The 15,117-nt window shown below is 59.8% G+C and carries 12 protein-coding genes; 8 read left to right on the top strand and 4 right to left on the bottom strand.

Going from position 1 to position 15,117, the window contains the following annotated elements:
• Window positions 1–1,117: Ig-like domain-containing protein (locus H663_RS38630; protein WP_205872751.1), on the bottom strand; the 1,117-nt coding region annotated here is incomplete at its 3' end.
• A 431-nt stretch (window positions 1,118–1,548) separates the two neighbouring features.
• On the opposite strand from H663_RS38630, the gene ubiA reads away from it, so the two are divergent.
• Window positions 1,549–2,400, top strand: coding sequence for a 4-hydroxybenzoate octaprenyltransferase (gene ubiA, locus H663_RS38635; RefSeq protein WP_053172556.1), 852 nt, complete (start codon window positions 1,549–1,551; stop codon window positions 2,398–2,400).
• Window positions 2,401–3,887: 1,487 nt separating this feature from the next.
• On the opposite strand, the gene proC is transcribed toward ubiA, so the two are convergent.
• The 3 genes from proC to H663_RS38650 all read right to left on the bottom strand — a co-directional run bounded on the left by proC (window position 3,888) and on the right by H663_RS38650 (window position 7,118).
• Window positions 3,888–4,712: a pyrroline-5-carboxylate reductase gene (proC, locus tag H663_RS38640; RefSeq protein WP_053172553.1), complete on the bottom strand. Its 825-nt coding sequence runs from the start codon at window positions 4,710–4,712 to the stop codon at window positions 3,888–3,890.
• Between the two features lie 124 nt (window positions 4,713–4,836).
• A complete protein-coding gene (gene glpK, locus H663_RS38645) occupies window positions 4,837–6,330 on the bottom strand; it encodes a glycerol kinase GlpK (RefSeq protein WP_053172551.1) in 1,494 nt (497 codons plus the stop codon).
• A 17-nt stretch (window positions 6,331–6,347) separates the two neighbouring features.
• A complete protein-coding gene (locus tag H663_RS38650; RefSeq protein ID WP_053173564.1) occupies window positions 6,348–7,118 on the bottom strand; it encodes a DeoR/GlpR family DNA-binding transcription regulator in 771 nt (256 codons plus the stop codon).
• Window positions 7,119–7,280: 162 nt separating this feature from the next.
• Here H663_RS38650 and H663_RS38655 point away from each other — a divergent pair, with 162 nt between their 5' ends.
• The 7 genes from H663_RS38655 (at window position 7,281) to H663_RS38685 (ending at window position 14,912) form a co-directional block, all read left to right on the top strand.
• The gene (locus H663_RS38655; protein WP_053172550.1) at window positions 7,281–8,357 is read left to right on the top strand and encodes an ABC transporter ATP-binding protein; all 1,077 of its coding nucleotides are present in this window, start codon (window positions 7,281–7,283) and stop codon (window positions 8,355–8,357) included.
• A complete protein-coding gene (locus H663_RS38660) occupies window positions 8,357–9,433 on the top strand; it encodes an ABC transporter ATP-binding protein (RefSeq protein WP_053172548.1) in 1,077 nt (358 codons plus the stop codon). The genes H663_RS38655 and H663_RS38660 overlap by 1 nt, the downstream gene beginning before the upstream one ends.
• Window positions 9,430–10,323, top strand: coding sequence for a carbohydrate ABC transporter permease (locus tag H663_RS38665; protein ID WP_053172546.1), 894 nt, complete (start codon window positions 9,430–9,432; stop codon window positions 10,321–10,323). The genes H663_RS38660 and H663_RS38665 overlap by 4 nt, the downstream gene beginning before the upstream one ends.
• Window positions 10,316–11,128, top strand: coding sequence for a carbohydrate ABC transporter permease (locus H663_RS38670; protein ID WP_053172544.1), 813 nt, complete (start codon window positions 10,316–10,318; stop codon window positions 11,126–11,128). The genes H663_RS38665 and H663_RS38670 overlap by 8 nt, the downstream gene beginning before the upstream one ends.
• Before the next feature lies 1 nt (window position 11,129).
• The gene (locus H663_RS38675) at window positions 11,130–11,438 is read left to right on the top strand and encodes a DUF2160 domain-containing protein (protein WP_053172542.1); all 309 of its coding nucleotides are present in this window, start codon (window positions 11,130–11,132) and stop codon (window positions 11,436–11,438) included.
• 97 nt (window positions 11,439–11,535) lie between these two features.
• On the top strand, window positions 11,536–13,269 hold the full coding sequence (locus H663_RS38680) for an ABC transporter substrate-binding protein (protein WP_053172540.1): 1,734 nt from the start codon (window positions 11,536–11,538) through the stop codon (window positions 13,267–13,269).
• Window positions 13,270–13,343: 74 nt separating this feature from the next.
• Window positions 13,344–14,912 (top strand): glycerol-3-phosphate dehydrogenase/oxidase, encoded by a 1,569-nt coding sequence (locus tag H663_RS38685; RefSeq protein ID WP_053172538.1) that lies wholly within the window; start codon window positions 13,344–13,346, stop codon window positions 14,910–14,912.
• The last annotated feature ends 205 nt before the right edge of the window (window positions 14,913–15,117 follow it).

Here is a 15,117-nt window from a genome sequence, read left to right on the forward strand (position 1 = left end):
TTGTACTCCCCGTGCTTGTGCTCCCCGTGCTTGTGCTCCCCGTGCTTGTACTCCCCGTGCTTGTGCTCCCCGTGCTTGTGCTCCCCGTGCTTGTGCTCCCCGTGCTTGTGGCGGGCGGCGTGGGCGGCATGACTGGGGTGAGCGGGGTGCTGAGGTTGATGCCCATGGACAGCACGTTGTCGATTTCGCCGCCGTCCTGGTTCAAATTGCCCGCCGCATCGCCAAAGCGTTCACTGGACACAAACACCAGCGCACTGGTGCTGCTGGTATTGGGGGTGAACAAGGCGGTGTAATTTTTGCCACTGCCCTGGAACTGGCTGAGCGTGCCGCCCATGGCCGTGATGTCATCCAGGCCAAAGTCCAGGCTTTCTTCTGACAGGGTGAAACTCAGCTGGGCCGTTTGCCCTTTGAGCAAGGTGACTTTGTCGCTGCCCAGCACGATGCTGGGGGGGGCACTGTCCGGGGAAGAGAGCGCAGCGGCGCTGACGACGGGACTAGCGGTGGGCGTGATGGCTGCAGTGCCGGTGATCGAACGGGTGTCAGCGTTGGCGCGGGTGTCCAAAATGTCCAGACCCATGTCGAGCGCCGCAGCCCGCGAGGTGTCGCTTGGGCTTGCAGGGCTGGGGTTTGCCGTGCTGCCAGGCGATGGCCATGCGCCCTGCGTGGTCACACTGTCCATCAAGGCCACGTTGGGCTGAGCCGCCTGAACAGCGTTCACCAGTGCGGCATCGGCGCGCAAAGCGCTCATGACTTCGGCGGTGTGCTGCGCCACATCCAGCCACTGCACCATCAGTGCCTGCGTTTTGCTGGGGCCCAATTGCTGCCACGCCCTGCCAAGGCTCGCGTCGGACAACAACAAGTCTCCCAGCTGGGCTGTCAGTGCGTGGGCGGCCCCGGTCCACAAGTCCTGCACGGCTTGCTGGCGGTTGACGGGCGGCTGGACGATGAGCTGAAACAGCTGAACGCTCAGGGTTTGCTTGATGGCTTCGTCAATGCCCCTGGCCTGTGCCGTTTCCAGCAAGGTTTTGGCAGCCATCGCGTCATCGCCCTGCAAGGTGAGGGCTTGAGTGGCATAGGCACCTGTCTTCAACAGGTAGTTGCTGTTTTGGATGGACATATCAAAAGTTTTTTCTGTTCAAAAGACAAAACAAGGCGGGCAAGTTGTTTTTTTGATGGCCTTCTTGTCACCCGATGGCACTTCGATGGTTTTTGTAGACATTGACGAAGTACTCCTCGAATGTTTGGAAATTAATTAAAATTCACAATTAATTAAAGTATTTGATTCATTAAATGCTCTAAATCTTGTGATTTTGAAATTTAATCCAATTTGTCATTTTGGTCAATTGAAAAAAAGAATAGTGATGAATATGTCAATTTCATATACCCTTTTGGCGTACTACTTTTGAAATGACAGACGGAAAGGAAAGCAGGGAATGGGAAAAATTCGGGTGTTTGACGAGCAACACCATGAGAATTCAAACGAGATGGGGTGCGTGTGGAGAACCAGGTTTTGCAGCCCTGGTCATTTCAGCCCCTGATAATTCGGCCATGACCGACAAACTCAGCCTTTATCTGGATCTGATCCGCTGGAACCGGCCTGCGGGCTGGTTGCTTTTGCTGTGGCCATCGCTGGCTGCTTTGTGGGTGGCCGCAGGGGGATTCCCGGGCTGGCACCTGATCGCAGTGTTCACCCTGGGCACTATCCTCATGCGCAGCGCGGGGTGTTGCATCAACGATGTGGCCGATCGCGACTTTGACAAACACGTCAAACGCACCGCCAACCGTCCGGTGACCAGTGGGCGCATGGGCACGAAGGAGGCTTTGCTGGTCGGAGCGGTTCTGGCCGTGTGTGCGTTTGGTCTGGTCTTGACCACCAACGGGGCCACCATCGCCTGGTCTTTCGCGGCGCTGGCCGTGACCTTGGGGTATCCCTATGCCAAGCGTCATGTGTCCATGCCGCAGGCGGTGCTGGGGGTGGCATTCAGTTTTGGCATTCCGATGGCGTTTGCCGCTGTGCAGGGCGCTGTGCCGCTGCTGGCTTGGGGCTTGTTGCTGGGCAACCTGTTTTGGGTGCTGGCCTATGACACCGAATACGCCATGGTGGACCGCGACGATGACCTGAAGATCGGCATGAAGACCTCGGCCATCACCTTGGGCGACCACGACGTGCCCGCCATCATGGGCTTTTATGCGGCCTACCTGTTCATATGGGGGGCCTTGCTGAACGCCCCGCAGCAAGGCCTTTGGTTCTGGCTGGCCTGGGCCGTGTCGGCAGGCCAGGTGGTCTGGCACTACAGCCTGATCCGCCTGCGCAGCCGCGAAGGCTGCTTCAAAGCATTCAGGCTGAACCATTGGCTGGGCTTCAGTGTGTTTGTGGGGGTGGTCTTGTCTTACCGTTGAGTGCCAAGGGTGATCCAGCATGTGTCGGAGTCTTCGACCACCGACCTACTAGGAATTGGCAAGGGTTTGCTTCGTAGGTCGGTACTCGAAGAGTCCGACAAGTGCTCGCCCACCCTGTGACCCGTTTCGGGCACCCAGGCTAGCCAAAGATTTGTCGGAGTCTTCGACCGCCGACCTACGGGGAATTGCCGAGGTGTGACTTCGTAGGTCGGTACTCGAAGAGTCCGACAAGTGTTCGCCCACCCTGTGACCCGTTTCGGGCACCCAGGCTAGCCAAAGATTTGTCGGAGTCTTCGACCGCCGACCTACGGGGAATTGACGAGGTATGCCTTCGTAGGTCGGTACTCGAAGAGTCCGACATCTGTTCGCCCACCCTGTGTCCTGTTTCGGGCACCCAGGATGACCAAAGATATGTCGGGGTCTTCGACCGCCGACCTACGGGGAATTAACGAGGTATGCCTTCGTAGGTCGGTACTCGAAGAGTCCGACAAGTGTTCGCCCACCCTGTGACCCGTTTCGGGCACCCAGGATGACCAAAGATTTGTCGGGGTCTTCGACCGCCGACCTACGGGGAATTAACGAGGTGTGACTTCGTAGGTCGGTACTCGAAGAGTCCGACAAGTGCTCGCCCACCCTGTGACCCGTTTCGGGCACCCCGGATGGCCAAAGATTTGTCGGAGTCTTCGACCGCCGACCTACGGGGAATTGACGAGGTATGCCTTCGTAGGTCGGTACTCGAAGAGTCCGACAAGTGTTCGCCCACCCTGTGACCCGTTTCGGGCACCCAGGCTAGCCAAAGATTTGTCGGGGTCTTCGACCGCCGACCTACGGGGAATTGACGAGGTGTGACTTCGTAGGTCGGTACTCGAAGAGTCCGACAAGTGCTCGCCCACCCTGTGACCTGTTTCGGGCACCTCGGATGACCCAAGATTTGTCGGGGTCTTCGACCGCCGACCTACGGGGAATTAACGAGGTATGCCTTCGTAGGTTGGTACTCGAAGAGTCCGACAAGTGCTCGCCCACCCTGTGACCTGTTTCGGGCACCCAGGCTAGCCAAAGATTTGTCGGAGTCTGCGACCACCGACCTACGAGGAATTGGCAAGGGTTTGCTTCGTAGGTCGGTACTCGAAGAGTCCGACATCTGTTCGCCCACCCTGTGACCCGTTTCGGGCACCCAGGCTAGCCAAAGATTTTTCGGGGTCTTCGACCGCCGACCTACGGGGAATTGACGAGGTATGCCTTCGTAAGTCGGTACTCGAAGAGTCCGACAAGTGTTCGCCCACCCTGTGACCCGTTTCGGGCACCCCGGATGGCCAAAGATTTGTCGGAGTCTTCGACCGCCGACCTACGGGGAATTAACGAGGTGTGACTTCGTAGGTCGGTACTCGAAGAGTCCGACAAGTGTTCGCCCACCCTGTGACCCGTTTCGGGCACCCAGGCTAGCCAAAGATTTGTCGGGGTCTTCGACCGCCGACCTACGGGCCCGCTCAGGCTTTGCCGAATTCGTCGCCCAACTCGCGGGCCCGCACTTCGGCGGCCTGCATGGCTTTGACAAATGAGGCTTTCACGCCCGAGTCGTCCAGCGAGGTGATGGCCGCATAGGTGGTGCCGCCTTTGGAGGTGACGCGTTGGCGCAGCACTTCGGGGGATTCGGTCGATGCTGCTGCCAATGAGGATGCGCCCGAGAAGGTGGCCACCGCGAGTTGGTAGGCCTGCTCGGCGCTCAGGCCCATGCCCACGCCGGCTTGGGTCATGGCTTCGAGGAAATAAAACACATAGGCGGGACCGGACCCCGACAAGGCGGTCACGGCGTCCAGATGCGACTCTTGCTGCACCCAGAGGTATTGCCCTGTGGTGCGAATGACTTGTTCCACCAGCACTTTGTCTGCGGTGGTGACCGACGGGCAGGCGAACAGGCCGGTGATGCCTTGGCCCACAAGGGCGGGGGTGTTGGGCATGCAGCGCACCACGCGGTCGGTGCCCACCGAGCGGCAGATGCTGTCGGTGCGGATGCCGGCCATCACCGACAAGTGCAGTGCTCCTCGCGTGTGCGGCATGACGGGGGCGGCTGCTTCGCTGAAGACTTGGGGCTTGACCGCCCAAATCACCAGATTGGCCTGGGCCAAAGCGGGTCCTGCGGCAGGCAGGGCGCTGATGCCGAAGTCCTTGAGCAGTTTGGCGGCGGTCTCGGCAAAGGGTTCGACCACGGTGATTTGCTCAGGCTTCATGCCCTGGCGGATCAGGCCACCGATGATGGCGCTGGCCATGTTGCCGCCGCCGATGAAGGCGATGTGGGGTGTGGAGTGAGACATGGGATGTTCAGTCGTGTGCTTTGTGGGACGGGCCAGGCGCTTGGCGTCCGGCTCGGGTCTGAGGAATCTGAATTGTCGCTGCTTACGCGAGGGGTCTGAAGACGGTGGATCTGAACTTGGTGTGTCACCGGGCAGTGGCCTGGCGCACGGCCCGCTCCCAGCGGTCCATGCGTTCTTGGGCCTGGTCTCTGGGCAAGGTGGGGTAGAAGGTGCGGTCGGCGCGCCACTGCTGGCTCAATTCATCCAGGCCGCTGTACACGCCAGCGTGCAGACCGGCCAGATAGGCGGCTCCCAAAGCAGTGGTTTCGGTCACGGCGGGGCGCACCACGGGAATGCCCAGCAGGTCGGCCTGGATTTGCATCAAGAGGTCGTTGACGCAAGCGCCCCCGTCCACGCGCAATTCGGTCACGGCCACGCCGCCACCGCTCACGGCATCGCGGTTCATGCTGTGCAGCAAGGCGGCGCTTTGGAAGGCGATGCTTTCGAGCGCTGCGCGCGCAATGTGGGCCACGGTGGAGCCCCGTGTGAGCCCCACAATGGCACCACGCGCTTCGGCTTCCCAATACGGGGCACCCAAGCCTGTGAACGCTGGCACGAACATGACGCCCCCGGCGTCTGGCACGCTGTGGGCCAGGCCTTCGACCTCGCCGCTGCTGGAGATGGCCCGCAGGCCGTCGCGCAGCCATTGCACCACAGCGCCACCAATGAAGACGCTGCCTTCGAGCGCGTATTGCGGGGTGCTGGTGGCCTGGGCGGCTGAGGTGGTGATCAGGCCGTTTTGGCTGCGCTGAAAGGTGTTGCCCGTGTGCATGAGCATGAAGCAGCCGGTGCCATAGGTGTTTTTGGCCATGCCGGGGGTGAAGCAGGCCTGGCCGAACAAGGCGCTTTGCTGGTCACCGGCCACGCCGCCAATGGGCAAACTGGCACCCAGCAGCGCGGCTGTGGTGTCGCCAAAGTGGGCACTGGAGGGCAAGACCCGGGGCATGAGCGCGTCCGGGATGTTCAGCAAGCCCATCAGTTCGCTGTCCCAGGTGTTGGTGTGGATATTGAACAGCATGGTGCGGGCGGCGTTGCTCACATCGGTCACATGCGAGCGGCCATCGGTGAGTTTCCAGATCAGCCAGCTGTCCACCGTGCCAAATGCCAACGCGCCTTGTTCGGCCAGGGCCCTGGCACCCGGCACTTGATCCAGGATCCATTGCAGTTTGGTGCCAGAAAAATAGGCGTCGATGCGCAGCCCGGTTTTGCTCAGCACCGTGTCTTCGTGGCCTTGCGAGCGCAAGGTGGCGCAGGTGGGTTCGGCGCGGCGGTCTTGCCAGACGATGGCGTTGTGGATCGGCTCGCCCGTGCGGCGGTTCCAGACCACGGTGGTCTCGCGCTGGTTGGTGATGCCGATGGCCGCCATGTCACTGGCCTTGAGTTGGGCTTTGGCCAGCACTTCATGCACGGTGGCCAGCTGGGAGGACCAGATTTCCTGCGGGTCGTGCTCGACCCAGCCGGGTTGGGGGTAAATCTGCCGGAACTCGCGCTGGGCCATGGCCACCACCTGGCCGGCCTGGTCAAACACGATGCTGCGGGAGCTGGAGGTGCCCTGGTCCAGGGCGAGGAGGTAGCGCATGAAAAATCCTCAGAGGGTCATTGGGGGGCGGCCGTGACGCATTCCACATGGGCTTGCGTCATGAGCTCGGCAAAGCTGGCGGGGGGGACTTCGTCGGTGAACAGCACGTCGATGTCGCGCAAGTGGCCCAGCTCGACCATGGCCGGGCGGTTGAATTTGCTGTGGTCCGCGGCCAGCCAGACTTCGCGGGCATGTTCAATGATGGTGCGGGCGACCTTGACTTCGCGGTAGTCGTAGTCGCGCAAGGTGCCGTCGGCTTCGATGCCGCTGATGCCAATCAGGCCAATGTCGACCTTGAACTGGCGAATGAAGTCCACCGTGGCTTCGCCCACGATGCCTTGGTCGCTGCCGCGCACCAGCCCCCCGGCCACGATGACTTCGCAGTCGCGGTGGGTGCTCATCAGCGCGGCGATGTGCAGGTTGTTGGTGATGACGCGCAGGCCCCTGTGGTTGTGCAGTTCATGGGCCACGGCTTCGATGGTGGTGCCGATGTTCATGATCAGCGAACAGCCGTTGGGTATGCGCTGGGCCATGGCTTTGGCGATGCGCAGCTTACCGGCCGATTGCATGGCCTGGCGTTGGCGGTAGGCGATGTTTTCGGTGGTGGAGCCGGGAAGCCGCACGCCGCCATGAAAGCGGGTGAGCAAACCGGCTTCGGCCAGCCGCTGCACATCGCGGCGCACGGTTTGCAAGGTGACGCCAAAACGTTCGGCGAGGGCTTCGATGGTCACGGGGCCTTGTGATCGAACGGCATCGATCAGGGTTGATTGTCGGGGGTTCAAATCCATGGTGTTTTCTGTCAATGGGGTGTATTCGAACATAAACGAACATATATAAGACGATATAGAGGGTAACTACGGGCTATAAAAAAACGCAAGCGAACAATAAAATCCGTGAAGCGAAAAAAATGGAACTGAAATGATCCTGAATTCTCAATGCGGAGATGCGTCATGCAACTGAGCCTGGAAGGGGTGGGCAAGTCTGTTTCGGGCCATGTTCATCTGTATCCCCAGAATCTGGCGCTGCATCCAGGGCAGGTCACGGTCTTGCTGGGTGCAACGCAGGCGGGCAAGACCAGTTTGATGCGCATCATGGCCGGGCTGGACACCCCCACAACAGGGCGCGTGCGGGTGGATGGGCACGATGTGACGGGTGTGCCGGTGCGCCGCCGCGATGTGGCCATGGTGTACCAGCAGTTCATCAATTACCCGTCGATGACGGTGTTTGACAACATTGCTTCGCCCCTGAAATTGCGAGGGCAAAAGGATGTGACCCAACGGGTGCATGAGCTGGCGGCCAAGCTGCACATCGAGATGTTTCTGCAGCGCCTGCCCGCAGAGCTGTCGGGCGGGCAGCAGCAGCGGGTGGCTTTGGCGCGGGCCTTGGCCAAAAATGCGCCGCTGATGCTGCTGGACGAGCCCTTGGTGAATCTGGACTACAAGCTGCGCGAGGAGTTGCGCGAAGAGTTGACGCAGTTGTTTGCCACAGGCGATTCGACGGTGGTCTATGCCACCACCGAACCGGCCGAGGCCTTGCTGTTGGGGGGCTACACCGCTGTCTTGCACCAAGGGCACTTGTTGCAATACGGCCCAACCGCCGAGGTGTTTCATCAGCCTGCGTCCATCCAGGTGGCCAGCGCGTTCAGTGATCCGCCCATGAACCTGTTGACTGCGCAGACGAGCGCCACAGGTTTGGTTTTGGCAGGTGGTTTTGAGCTGCCCTTGGCCTTGCCTGCTTCTGCACCGAAAGACGTGGTTTTGGGCGCACGCGCCAGCGCCTTGCGCGTGCAGGGGGAGCCGGGTGATCTGCAATTGCCGGGTGTGGTGGAGCTGGCAGAGATTTCCGGCTCGGACACCTTTGTGCATGCCAAGACCCCGGTGGGCAATCTGGTGGCGCAACTCACGGGTGTGCATGAGTTCAAGCTGGGGGCTTCCATCCATTTGTTTTTGCAGCCTTCGCAGGTGTATGTGTTTGAGGCTGCAGGCCCCTTGGTGATGGCGCCTGTGCGCAAAGGAAGGGCGATCTGATGGCTCAAATTGAATTGGACTTGGCGCATGCCTACACACCGAATCCGCAGTTGGAGACGGACTACGCCTTGATGCCCCTGAAGATGACGTTTCGCGATGGTGGGGCCTATGCCTTGCTGGGGCCTTCGGGCTGCGGCAAAACCACCATGCTCAACATCATGTCGGGGCTGGTGGTGCCCTCGCAAGGCACGGTGAAGTTTGACGGGGTCGATGTCACGCGCAGCAGCCCGCAAGCGCGCAACATTGCGCAGGTGTTTCAGTTTCCGGTGATCTACGACACCATGACAGTGGCGCAAAACCTGGCGTTTCCGCTCAAAAATCGCCAGGTGCCCGCCGATCAAATCCGCCAGCGCGTGGGCCAAATTGCCGAAATGCTGGACATGAGCCACCAACTGGACATGCGTGCAGCGGGTTTGTCGGCCGATCAGAAGCAAAAGATCTCGCTGGGCCGGGGTCTGGTGCGCTCGGACGTGTCGGCCGTGCTGTTTGATGAGCCGCTGACGGTGATTGACCCGCACCTGAAATGGCAGCTGCGGCGCAAGCTCAAGCAGATTCACCATGAACTCAAGCTCACGCTGATTTATGTGACACACGATCAGGTCGAGGCGCTGACTTTTGCCGAAGAGGTGGTGGTCATGACGCGCGGCAAGGCGGTGCAGGTCGGCTCGGCAGAGGCCTTGTTCGAACGACCGGCGCACACCTTTGTGGGGCATTTCATCGGTTCACCCGGCATGAACTTTTTACCGGCGCAAGCGGTTGGGGGCGAGTTGAGCTTGCAAGGCCAAGCGGTGCAAGTGCCGCAAGGCTTGGCGGTGCCCGAAGGCGACCTCAAACTGGGCATTCGGCCGGAATACCTGGCTGTATCCGAGGTGGCCGAGGCGGGTACTTTGGCCGCCGTGGTGCGCCAGGTGCAAGACGTTGGCACTTACCAAATGGTCACTTGCGATGCGGTGGGCGTCCTGCTGAAAGTGCGCTTGGCACCACAAACGCAGGCGCCGCAGGTGGGGGCTCAGGTGTTTTTGCGTGTGTTGGGTCCGCACACCTGCTTTTACAAAAATGAGGAGCTGGTGGCATGAACGCGACTGAAAAACCCGTCAATCAAAAAGCCTGGTGGTTGGTGTTGCCGGTCTTGGTGTGTGTGGCGTTTTCAGCCATCTTGCCCCTGATGACGGTGGTCAACTACTCGGTGCAAGACATCATCTCGCCCGAACGCCGGGTGTTTGTGGGCACCGAGTGGTTTGCTGCCGTGATGCGCGATGAAGAGTTGCACGGCGCCCTGTGGCGGCAGCTGAAGTTCTCGCTGGCCGTGCTGGCGGTGGAAATTCCGCTGGGCATTGCGCTGGCGCTGTCCATGCCCGCGCAAGGCTGGAAGTCTTCAGCCGTGCTGGTGCTGGTGGCCTTGTCTTTGCTGATTCCGTGGAACGTGGTGGGCACCATCTGGCAAATTTATGGACGCGCCGACATTGGGTTGATGGGGCACACCTTGCAGGCTTTGGGGTTTGACTACAGCTACACCGGTGACCCGGTTCACGCCTGGTTGACGGTGTTGATCATGGATGTGTGGCACTGGACACCGCTGGTGGCTTTGCTGGCTTTTGCGGGTTTGCGCAGCATTCCCGATGCCTATTACCAGGCAGCCCGCATCGATGGGGCCAGCAAGTTTGCGGTGTTTCGCTACATCCAGCTGCCCAAGATGCGCGAGGTGCTGATGATTGCGGTGCTGCTGCGTTTCATGGACAGTTTCATGATTTACACCGAGCCTTTCGTGCTGACTGGTGGCGGCCCCGGTACGGCCACCACCTTCTTGTCGCAGTACCTGACGCAAAAGGCCGTGGGGCAGTTTGACCTGGGGCCAGCGGCGGCGTTTTCGCTGATCTATTTCCTCATCATTTTGCTGCTGTGCTTTGTCCTCTACAACTGGATGCAAAGCCTGGGCGCAGCCCACAAGGAGCACGCACATGCATGAGCAGCGTTTTCACAAGCGGTCGATTTTTCTGGCCGCCTACATCGTCTTTGCCTTGCTGCCCATTTACTGGATGGTCAACATGAGCTTCAAGACCAATGAGGAAATCCTGTCGAGTTTTTCCTTGTGGCCGCAACACTTCACCTGGGGCAATTACCTGAAGATCTTCACCGATCCGTCCTGGTACTCGGGCTACATCAACAGCCTGATCTATGTGGCCATCAATACGGTGATTTCGGTGTCGGTGGCTTTGCCTGCGGCTTATGCGTTTTCACGCTACCGCTTTTTGGGCGACAAGCACATCTTCTTTTGGCTGTTGACCAACCGCATGACGCCGCCTGCCGTGTTTTTGCTGCCGTTTTTTCAGCTCTACACCACGCTGGGCCTGATGGACACGCACATTGCCGTGGCCATGGCGCATTTGTTGTTCAACGTGCCCCTGGCGGTGTGGATTCTGGAAGGCTTCATGAGCGGCATTCCGCGCGAAATTGACGAGACGGCCTACATCGACGGCTACAGCTTTCCGCGCTTTTTCGTCATGATTTTCTTGCCCCTGATCAAAGCCGGGGTGGGCGTGGCCGCGTTCTTTTGCTTCATGTTTTCGTGGGTGGAGTTGCTACTGGCACGCACCCTGACCAGCGTGAATGCCAAGCCGATTGTGGCCACCATGACGCGCACTGTGAGTGCCTCGGGCATGGACTGGGCCACGCTGGCGGCAGCCGGTGTGCTGACCATCGTTCCGGGGGCCATCGTGATCTGGTTTGTCCGGCATTACATCGCCAAGGGCTTTGCCATGGGAAGGGTTTGACATGTTTGACTGGATGGTCTGGACCACGCCTGTGGCCGTTTTCTTCTCGTGCATCGGGCTGATGCTGGTGGGCATGACGGTGTGGGAAATCAAGTCCCCCACGGTGATGCGCAAGGGCTTTTTGCCCATGGCCACCACCCGCGGTGACCGATTGTTCATCGGTTTGCTGGGGGCGGCCTACATCAACCTGGCGTTTGTGGGCGTGGCCGGTTGGCTGACTGAGCTGATGTCGCTGGACAGTGAGCCCAGCGTGTGGATCAGTCTGGGGCTGTCCATCGTCTGGCTGCTGGGCGTCATGCGCAAGGGCTGATTCGTACTTTTTTCCGAAATTGTGGCCCGGAGTTTCCCCGGGGGGCCGCATGACATTGTGTCTGTCACCGGGGAACTCACACCATTGGGGAGACTTCATGAAATTGCGCTATTCCATTTTGGCCGTTTCGGCGGCCCTGGCTCTGGGCTCGAATGTGGCTTGGTCTGACGAGGCTGCGGCCAAGCGTTGGGTTGATACCGAGTTCCAGCCGTCTACGCTGAACAAAGACCAGCAGCTCGCTGAGATGAAGTGGTTCATCGACGCGGCCAAGAAGCTTCAGGCCAAGGGCGTGAAGGAAATCTCGGTGGTGTCAGAGACCATCACCACCCACGAATACGAGTCCAAAACCCTGGCCAAAGCCTTTGCCGAAATCACGGGCATCAAGGTCAAGCATGACCTGATCCAAGAGGGTGACGTGGTTGAAAAGCTGCAAACCTCCATGCAGTCCGGAAAGTCGATTTATGACGGCTGGATTTCAGACTCCGACCTGATCGGCACCCACTACCGTTACGGCAAGATCCTCAACCTGACGGATTACATGGCCGGTGCGGGCAAAGAGTGGACCAACCCCGGCCTGGACCTGAAGGATTTCATCGGCACCAAGTTCACCACTGGCCCCGATGGCAAGTTGTATCAGTTGCCCGACCAGCAGTTTGCCAACCTGTACTGGTTCCGCGCCGACTTGTTTGACCGCAAGGATTTGAAGGACAAGTTCAAGGCCAAATATGGCTACGACCTGGGCGTGCCCTTGAATTGGAGCGCCTATGAAGACATTGCCGAGTTTTTCACCAATGATGTGAAAAACATCGACGGGAAGGCGATTTATGGCCACATGGACTACGGCAAGAAAGACCCCTCTTTGGGCTGGCGCTTCACCGATGCCTGGTTGTCCATGGCGGGCACCGCCGACATCGGCGCGCCCAACGGCTTGCCGATTGACGAGTGGGGCATTCGCGTGGCCGACGACAAGTGCACCCCGGTGGGCGCGTCGGTGTCTCGCGGCGGTGCCACCAACTCGCCTGCAGCGGTCTATGCGCTGACCAAATACGTGGACTGGATGAAGAAATACGCGCCCAAGGAGGCCTCGGGCATGACCTTCGGTGAAGCCGGTCCGGTCCCTGCACAAGGCCAGATTGCGCAGCAGATCTTCTGGTACACCGCCTTCACGGCCGACATGACCAAGCCAGGGCTGCCTGTGGTGAACGCCGACGGCACACCCAAGTGGCGCATGGCCCCCGGCCCCAACGGCCCTTATTGGAAGCAAGGCATGCAAAACGGCTACCAGGACGTGGGCAGCTGGACCTTCTTCAAGAACCATGACGCCAACCGCACGGCTGCAGCCTGGTTGTACGCCCAGTTCGTGACGGCCAAAACAGCCAGCCTGAAAAAGACCTTGGTAGGCTTGACACCCATCCGTGAATCCGACATCCAAAGCAAGGCCATGACCGACATGGCGCCCAAACTCGGGGGTCTGGTCGAGTTCTACCGCAGCCCGGCCCGTGTGGCCTGGTCGCCCACAGGCACCAACGTGCCCGATTACCCCAAGCTGGCCCAACTGTGGTGGCAAAACGTGGCGCAGGCTGTGACGGCCGAAAAGACCCCCCAGCAGGCCATGGACAACCTGGCTGAGCAAATGGACCAGGTCATGGGCCGTCTGGAGCGTGCGGGCATGGAGCGTTGCGCGCCCAAGCTCAACAAGAAGGAAGACCCCGCCAAGTGGCTCAGCGACAAGCAGGCCCCCTGGAAGAAGTTGGCCAATGAGAAGCCCAAAGGCCAAACCATTGCCTATGACCAGTTGCTCAGCGCCTGGAAGAGTGGCCGCGCTCGCTGATCGCCTTCGCGCCTGAGAGTTGTTCCCCAACTGCCCTGTGGTCACTCGACCACAGGGCCTTGAATGTCTTGACTATGAAACGCGCTGAACTGCTGAGCACTCTGGGCACGCACCCGACCTATGACCTGGTGGTCATCGGTGGCGGGGCGACTGGGCTGGGGGTGGCTCTGGATGCAGTTTTGCGCGGCTTCTCGGTGCTGTTGCTGGAGTCTCATGACTTTGCCGGGGGCACATCATCGCGGTCCACCAAATTGCTGCATGGCGGGGTGCGCTATCTGGCGCAGGGCAATATTGCTTTGGTGCGTGAGGCACTGGCAGAACGTGCTGCTGTCTTGAAGCTGGCACCGCATCTGGCCCAGCCTTTGCCTTTTGTGATGCCTTCTTATCAGTGGTGGCAGACGCCGTTTTATGGCTTGGGGCTGAAGCTTTACGATGTATTGGCCGGTAAAGCTGGCTTGGGTCAGACCGAGTGGCTCAGTGCTCATGAAACCCTGGCGGCATTGCCAGGTCTTCAATCTCGAGGTTTGAAGGGTGGCGTCAAGTACTGGGATGGCCAGTTTGACGATGCCCGGCTGGCGCTGGCCTTGGCGCGCACGATTGAGCGTGCGGGTGGTCAGGTGCTCAATTACATGAATGCGGAGCTTGTGCACGGCTTGCCGACCGTGCGGGCCGATGGTGCGCGCTTTGAGCTGTCTTTGGCAGATCAGCGGCAAGCAGGTGCTTACCGTGTGTTTGCCCGTTCAGTGGTCAATGCGGCGGGGGTGTGGGTTGACGCTGTGCGCCAGCAATCCCTGATCGATTCTGGCCAGGTCATGCCCGAGCGGATTGTGAGTGCAAGCCAAGGCGTGCATCTGGTGGTCAGCCGTGATTTCATGCCAGGGCGGCATGCCTTGCTGGTGCCCAAAACCCAGGACGGCCGGGTGTTGTTTGCCGTACCATGGATGGGGGCTTTGATCCTGGGAACCACCGACACACCCAGGCAGGATTTGCCGCGAGAGCCTCAGGCCTTTGAGGCTGAGTTGGAATTCATTCTGAGCGAGGCCAGCAAGGTGCTCAGTCGCCCCGTGACTCGGGCGGACGTGAAAAGCCTGTGGGTAGGCTTGCGCCCCCTTGTGGGTTCGAATCAAGCCCAATCAGGCACCAAGAGCCTGTCCCGTGAGCACACCATCGTCACGGATGAGAATGGTTTGATCACCGTGACGGGTGGCAAGTGGACAACTTACCGCTCCATGGCCGAGGATGTCATGCGGGTGTGTTTTGAGGCCGGTGTCTTGCCCCCGCGCGATGGGGTGTCCAGCCAAAATCATCTGCTCATGGGTGCTACCTCAGAACTGGGCGGCTTGGGGGTTTGTGATGCGCCAGGCTGGCACCTGTATGGCAGTCAAGAGGTTCAAGTGCGTGCATGTCCTGGTGCCGAGCGCCTGTTGGGGATGGGTCTGACGGAAGCCATGGTGCGTTATGCGGCCCGTCATGAATATGCATGGACGGTGGAGGATGTGCTGGCCAGGCGCTGGCGGGCCTTGTTTCTGGATGCGCGTCAGGCCATGGGCATGGCCGCTGAAGTCGCGCAGATTTTGCGTGAAGAAACCGGACAAGACCCCCATTTGGCCGATTTCATGGCCTTGTCAGAAAAGTATCATTGATAAAGGCCTGACAAAGGCCCTCACCTTCGTCGGGTGGGGCAAGAACTGATGTGTTGCAAGCACCCCACCGAGGGCATCAACAGGCGGCAGCAGTGAAATGACCAGCCTGTTCGGTCTGAAGAAAGCCCTCCACCATCGCAGCCTGGGGTATGAAGATCGTTTATTTGTAGAAAATCTTCAATAAAGTATTGCCCAGGCCCCTTTT

This window comes from Limnohabitans planktonicus II-D5 (genome assembly GCF_001270065.2).
Classification (GTDB): domain Bacteria; phylum Pseudomonadota; class Gammaproteobacteria; order Burkholderiales; family Burkholderiaceae_C; genus Limnohabitans_A; species Limnohabitans_A planktonicus.

Bases quoted from the DNA above. Each gene is read 5' to 3' on its own strand.
- ubiA (WP_053172556.1), top strand. From the start codon at position 1,549: ATGACCGACAAACTCAGCCTTTATCTGGATCTGATCCGCTGGAACCGG.
- proC (WP_053172553.1), bottom strand. From the start codon at position 4,712: ATGTCTCACTCCACACCCCACATCGCCTTCATCGGCGGCGGCAACATG.
- glpK (WP_053172551.1), bottom strand. From the start codon at position 6,330: ATGCGCTACCTCCTCGCCCTGGACCAGGGCACCTCCAGCTCCCGCAGC.
- H663_RS38650 (WP_053173564.1), bottom strand. From the start codon at position 7,118: ATGGATTTGAACCCCCGACAATCAACCCTGATCGATGCCGTTCGATCA.
- H663_RS38655 (WP_053172550.1), top strand. From the start codon at position 7,281: ATGCAACTGAGCCTGGAAGGGGTGGGCAAGTCTGTTTCGGGCCATGTT.
- H663_RS38660 (WP_053172548.1), top strand. From the start codon at position 8,357: ATGGCTCAAATTGAATTGGACTTGGCGCATGCCTACACACCGAATCCG.
- H663_RS38665 (WP_053172546.1), top strand. From the start codon at position 9,430: ATGAACGCGACTGAAAAACCCGTCAATCAAAAAGCCTGGTGGTTGGTG.
- H663_RS38670 (WP_053172544.1), top strand. From the start codon at position 10,316: ATGCATGAGCAGCGTTTTCACAAGCGGTCGATTTTTCTGGCCGCCTAC.
- H663_RS38675 (WP_053172542.1), top strand. From the start codon at position 11,130: ATGTTTGACTGGATGGTCTGGACCACGCCTGTGGCCGTTTTCTTCTCG.
- H663_RS38680 (WP_053172540.1), top strand. From the start codon at position 11,536: ATGAAATTGCGCTATTCCATTTTGGCCGTTTCGGCGGCCCTGGCTCTG.
- H663_RS38685 (WP_053172538.1), top strand. From the start codon at position 13,344: ATGAAACGCGCTGAACTGCTGAGCACTCTGGGCACGCACCCGACCTAT.